This window comes from Kribbella sp. (genome assembly GCF_035687465.1).
Lineage (GTDB): Bacteria > Actinomycetota > Actinomycetes > Propionibacteriales > Kribbellaceae > Kribbella.
On the sequence record NZ_DASRXP010000416.1, the window covers coordinates 1 to 5332 of the forward strand.

Annotated in this window: 7 protein-coding genes and 1 pseudogene; 3 read left to right on the forward strand and 5 right to left on the reverse strand. The window is 68.5% G+C overall.

Features of this window, described 5'->3' with window-relative positions:
- Window positions 1-640: pseudogene (locus VFG33_RS21490) on the forward strand (DUF5667 domain-containing protein); the annotation flags it as partial.
- Between the two features lie 67 nt (window positions 641-707).
- Here the strand turns inward: VFG33_RS21490 and VFG33_RS21495 are convergent.
- The 3 genes from VFG33_RS21495 to VFG33_RS21505 form a co-directional block, all read right to left on the reverse strand.
- Window positions 708-1787 (reverse strand): lysophospholipid acyltransferase family protein, encoded by a 1080-nt coding sequence (locus VFG33_RS21495; protein ID WP_325054706.1) that lies wholly within the window; start codon window positions 1785-1787, stop codon window positions 708-710.
- Window positions 1780-2787: an NAD-dependent epimerase/dehydratase family protein gene (locus VFG33_RS21500; protein ID WP_325054707.1), complete on the reverse strand. Its 1008-nt coding sequence runs from the start codon at window positions 2785-2787 to the stop codon at window positions 1780-1782. Before VFG33_RS21500 ends, VFG33_RS21495 begins: the two co-directional genes overlap by 8 nt.
- 66 nt (window positions 2788-2853) lie before the next feature.
- Complete coding sequence (locus VFG33_RS21505) at window positions 2854-2955, reverse strand: 30S ribosomal protein bS22 (protein ID WP_008356322.1); 102 nt, start codon at window positions 2953-2955, stop codon at window positions 2854-2856.
- Between the two features lie 122 nt (window positions 2956-3077).
- On the opposite strand from VFG33_RS21505, the gene VFG33_RS21510 reads away from it, so the two are divergent.
- Window positions 3078-3737: a class I SAM-dependent methyltransferase gene (locus VFG33_RS21510; protein WP_325054708.1), complete on the forward strand. Its 660-nt coding sequence runs from the start codon at window positions 3078-3080 to the stop codon at window positions 3735-3737.
- Between the two features lies 1 nt (window position 3738).
- A complete protein-coding gene (locus tag VFG33_RS21515) occupies window positions 3739-4221 on the forward strand; it encodes a GNAT family N-acetyltransferase (RefSeq protein WP_325054709.1) in 483 nt (160 codons plus the stop codon).
- On the opposite strand, the gene VFG33_RS21520 is transcribed toward VFG33_RS21515, so the two are convergent.
- Both VFG33_RS21520 and VFG33_RS21525 read right to left on the reverse strand, forming a co-directional pair.
- Entirely contained in the window at window positions 4218-4736 is a 519-nt protein-coding gene (locus tag VFG33_RS21520; protein WP_325054710.1) for a GNAT family N-acetyltransferase, read from the reverse strand. The genes VFG33_RS21515 and VFG33_RS21520 overlap by 4 nt on opposite strands.
- A 24-nt stretch (window positions 4737-4760) precedes the next feature.
- The coding region (locus VFG33_RS21525; RefSeq protein WP_325054711.1) for a TetR/AcrR family transcriptional regulator at window positions 4761-5332 on the reverse strand (572 nt) is incomplete at its 5' end.

Genomic DNA, 5332 nt, shown 5'->3' on the forward strand with positions numbered 1-5332 from the left:
TGGCGGCGACGTCACCACCATCAACAGCACCCTGGGCGACTTCTCGGCGCAGGCCCGCAAGGGCGTGTCCCGGCTGGTCGCGTCGTACCAGCAGGACGGGGATGCCAGTTCGATCACGGCAGTCACGGCGTTCATCACCAGCGCCCGCCAGGCCATTGGTGAGCTCGCCCCGAAGCTGCCGCCCGAGTCGCTGAAGGCCGCTGTCGAGGCCTTGTCGACGATCGAGCAACTCGCCCAGCACACCACTGTGGCGTGCCCCAAGTGCGACAAGCCCGCTCCGACCAAGAACTCGAACCAGCCGACGGTCAGGAACCCGGCCGATCCGGCCAACGACCCGACCAATGCCCGCCCGACCGTGCCGTCGGCGAAGCCGAGCACGCTGCCGACGACGGTTCCGACCCAGGGACCGAACACGACCATCGTCGAGGAGCAGAACACGGCGCGGCCGACACCGCTGGCCACGCCGCCCGGCTCGAAGCAATCGACCACCCCGACCACCACACCGTCGGGCCCGACCCTGCCGACCATTCCCACCCCAGGCACACCCAGCTGGCCCTGGCCGTTCCCGTCCTTGAGCCTGCCGCTGCCGACGATCAACCTGCCCGGTGTGATCCAGACCCTGCTGCCTCCCTGGAAGTAGTAGTCACCAGCAACGCTGAGAGCCCCGGCCTTCTGGCCGGGGCTCTTCGCATGCTGCTAGCGGGTGGTCAGAAGAAGACGCTGCGGCGTTGCATCAGCAGGGAGTAGAGGGTCTGCTGGATGGTCTCGCGGACCTGGTCGGTGACGTTGAAGACCAGCATCGGGTCGTCCGCGGCGCCCTCGGCGAAGTCGTCGGTGCGGATCGGCTCGCCGAACTCGATCAGCCACTTCGACGGCAGCGGGATCAGGCCGAGCGGCCCGAGCAGCGGGAAGAACGGCGTGATCGGGATGTACGGAACCCCGACCAGCCGCGCCAGCGAGGCCATGTTGCCGACCAGCGGATAGATCTCCTCCGCCCCGACGATCGAGCACGGCACGATCGGTACGCCGGTCCGCATGGCCGCGCTGACGAATCCGCCACGACCGAACCGCTGCAGTTTGTACCGCTCCCTGAACGGCTTCCCGAGCCCCTTGAAGCCCTCCGGCCAGACCCCGACCAGGTTGCCCTGGCTGAGCAGCCGCTCGGCGTCGTCGTTGCTGGCCAGCGTCGCGCCACCCTTGCGGGCGAGCTCACCGACGAAGGGGGTCTTGAACACCAGATCCGCGGCCAGCGTGCGGAGCGGGCGGTTCGCGTGGTCCGCGATGACCAGCTGCGTGATCAGACCGTCCAGCGGCATCGTGCCGGAGTGGTTCGCGACGATCAGCGCGCTGCCGGTGTCCGGGATGTTCTCGATCCCGCGCACCTCGACCCGGAACCACTTCTCGGCGAGCGGGCGCAGGAAGGACAGCAGCACCTGGTCGGTCAGGTCCGGGTCGTAGCCGAACTCGTCGACCTCGTACTCCCCCGTCAGCCGGCGGCGCACGAAGGCGAGGAACTCGGCGACCTTGCGCTCGCCGTCCGCCCCGAGCGTGTCGCGGATCATCTGCTCGAACCCGGTGAACTGCTCGGACACGACCGGCTCGGGTTGCTCGAGGACGACTTCCTCGACGACAGGGTCCGGCTCGATCCTCTTCTTGCGGGACCTGCCGGCCGTCGCAGCCGCGGGCCCAGCGAGTGCGCGGGCCGCGGCCGACGGCGTCGTACGGCGTCCGCTGCCGCGGCCGGGGCGGCCGCCTGATCCGATCGGGATGACGTCGGCGTCAGCCACGCAACGCCCCCAGTCCGGCGCTCAGCAGGCGCGACGCGGAGGTGACCGCGCCCGGGCGCTGCGCACCGCGGAAGGCGTCGAAGGCAGCGGCGGTGGTGTACTCGGGCTCGAAGCCGAACTCGGTCCGCATCCGGGTGGTGTCGACCGCGCGGCCGTAGGTCAGGAAGGTGATCTGGTCGGGCGAGAAGTCGGCGAGCCGGAAGCGGCGTACCACCGCGGCCGTGCTCGAGGCGGTGAAGGAGGGCAACCGGAAGGCGGGGCGCCCGAGCCGGCGGATCGCCTGGGACAGCGACAACACGCCGTCACCGGCCAGATTGAACGTGCCGGGCAGCTCGTTGACCGTCGCGTGGTGGATCGCCTCGACGCCGTCGTTCTCGTGCAGGAACTGCAGCCGAGCGTCGTAGCCGAAGACGGTCGGGATCACCGGCATCGCGAAGTACCGGGTGATCGGGGAGTCGGTCTGCGGGCCGATCCAGTTGGCCATCCGCAGCGTGGTCACGCAGACGTCGGGCCGGCGCCGGGCGAACCCGCGCACGTAGCCCTCGACCTCGACCGCGTCCTTGCTCAACCCGGTCTGGTGGATCGCCCGGGGTGCCATCTCCTCGGTGAACATCGCCGGGTCGCGCGGACCCGCGCCGTACACGGTAGTCGAGGACTTCACCACCAGCTTGCTCACGCCGGGGGCCTTCTGGCACGCGGCGAGCAACTGCATGGTGCCGATGACGTTGATCTCCTTCATCGACGACCGGCCGCCGGCACTGCCAGGGGTCGCCACGACGCCAGTGTGGACGACTGTGTCGACGTCCTCACCGGCGATGACTTTGGCGATGACAGGGTTACGGATGTCCGCCCGGACGAACCGGACTCTTCCGAGCTCGGCCCGGGGCGGCACCACGTCGATGCCGATCACGGTAGCGATTCCGGGATCGGCTGCCAGGCGGCGGGCACAACGAGCACCGGCGTCCCGGGAGACGCCGGTAACCATCACTACCTGTGCCACGAGTACCCCCAGCCAGACAGCAACTCCATCTACACGCCGCTCTGCTAGCCAGAGCGGCAGGAACTGCTACTTGCCGAGCTTGCGGCGCTGCACCCGCGTCTTCTTCAGCAGCTTGCGGTGCTTCTTCTTCGCCATACGCTTACGGCGCTTCTTGATTACCGAACCCACAGTGGACCTTCCAAACTTAAAGAGAGCGTCGGCAAAGACTACCGCCTGGTTACCTTCCCGACCTAAGTGAGGGCTTGGCCGCGCTTGGATAGGCTGGGGTTTCGCCGACTGGGGAGGCCGAAATGATCGCTCGCTACAACGGATTGGCCGACTGGTACGACGCCCGCTTCGTGCAGGAGCCCGAGACCCATCAGCCCGGCCTGCTGGAGTTGCTCGGGCCCGGGAGCGGGCCATGTCTGGACATCGGCTGCGGGACCGGCCGGAACTTCTTCACCATCCGGGAGAGCGGCCGCGAGATCGTCGGCGTGGACTTCTCGGCAGACCAGCTCCGGCTGGCCCGGACCAGGTCCGACGGACCGCTGATCGAGGCGGACGCGTCCAACCTCCCGTTCGCGGACGGCTCCTTCGACACGGTGATGGCCCTCTGGACCTCGACCGATCTGGAGGACTTCGACGGTTCCCTGCGCGAGGCGACCAGGGTGTTGCGACCTGGCGGCACCCTGATCAGCTACGGGGTGCATCCCTGCTTCAACGGCCCGCACGTCGTCTACAACGAGGACGGCAGCAGGCTGATCCACCCCACGTACCGGCAGACGGGCTGGCACGAGCCTGCGCCGTGGTGGGGCGAAGACGGCATCCGCCGCCGGGTCGGCATGCGGCACGTCCCGCTCGCCGACTTCCTGAACGCCTTCCTCCGCACCGGTCTGACCATCGAGCGCTTCGAGGAGCCAGGCGACATCCCCATCCCCCACGCCCTCGCCGTCAAAGCCCGACGGACCTGAAGTGGTGCACCTGGCGAAGTGGTCCGAGGGCGACCTCTGGATCCTCGAGCGCTGCAACGCCCCGGAGATGACGGCATTCCTGGGTGGGCCTGAGAGTGAAGAGAAACTGCTCGACCGGCACCGCCGGTACGTCGAGAGCTCGCCGGCCGGCCAGATGTACGTCATCGTCACCGACGACGGGTTTCACGCGGGATCCATCGGCTACTGGGAACACGAGGAGGGCGGCGAGACGGTCTGGGAGACCGGCTGGGCAATCCTTCCGGAGCATCAGGGCAAAGGGATCGCGACAGCGGCGATCGTCGAGGTAGCGAAGGCCGCTGCGGCGCAAGGCTCGCATCGGACGCTGCATGCCTACCCGGGGGTCGACAACAGTGCCTCGAACGCCCTCTGCCGCAGGGCGGGCTTCAGCTTGCTGGGGGCGAGGGAGTTCGAGTACCCGAAGGGTCACTGGATGACCTGCAACGACTGGTACCTGGAGCTCTAGCTCAGGTGTTCCCAGGTGAGGAGCGAGACTTCGCGGCCCTTGTCCATCACGAGATTCGGTGGGAGGTCGGTGAGGTGGAAGCCGGCTCGGCGGGCGACGCCTGCGCTGGCCTGGTTGTCGGGCTCGATCTCCAGGTAGACGCGGGCCAGGTCGGCGACCTCGTGCGCGTAGTCGGTGAGTAGCTTCAGCGACCGCGCTGCCAGACCCTTGCCCCGGTAGGCGGGTCCCACGGCGTACCCCATGCTTCCCGTGTTCTGGTTGAGCAGCACCTCACCCAATGGGCGTGCGCCATCTGTGGTGATCGTGAGCTGGATCCGCCCGTTCTCGGTCTGGGCCAGCTCGAGATAGGCCTCGGCCGCGGTCAGGTCGAAGGGCGATGCCAGCGGCGTCCGGAACGCCACGTCCGGGTCGTCGAACAACTCCACCATCGCGGCCAGATCACCGCGCTCCCACTCGCGCAGAACCAGTCCGTCCCCGACCACCCGCACCCCGGCTCCGCCGTACCTGATCGTCATGGCCCAAGTCTGCGGTACGCCGGGTCAGAGGGTTCCGGAGGACTGGTCGGCGTTGGGGGCGCCGTGGCGGAGGCCGTCGACGAAGAGGACGACCAGCCGGTTGGCGCGCTCCCGCGAACCGGGCTGGCCGGTGGTCAGGCTGATCCCGCTCAGCGCCCCAGCGACGTCTTCCGGCAGGACGTCCGAGCGGATGACGCCGCTGTCCACGCCGGCGGTCACCAGCAGTCGGACAGCGGCGAAGATCCGCTCATGGCTCGCCTCCAGCGCGACCGCGTCCGTCGACATCACGATCGACTTCAGGGCCAGGCTCATCCCCGGTTTGCCGGCGACATAGCCGGTGATGCGCTGCATCCAGGTGATCAGTGCCTGGTCCGCGGGCATCTTCGCCAGCAGGTCCTCGACCCCGTCGCAGAACCGCTCGACCTCGCGGACGTAGGCGCCGGTGATCAGCGCTTCCCGGGTCGGGAAGTGGCGGTAGAGGGTCGCGATGCCGACCCCCGCCCGCTTGGCCACCTCGTCGAGAGCGATGTCCACCCCGTGATCACCTGGATGCAGCGCATCACCGGCTATGTCGCCGGCAAACCGGGGATGAGCCT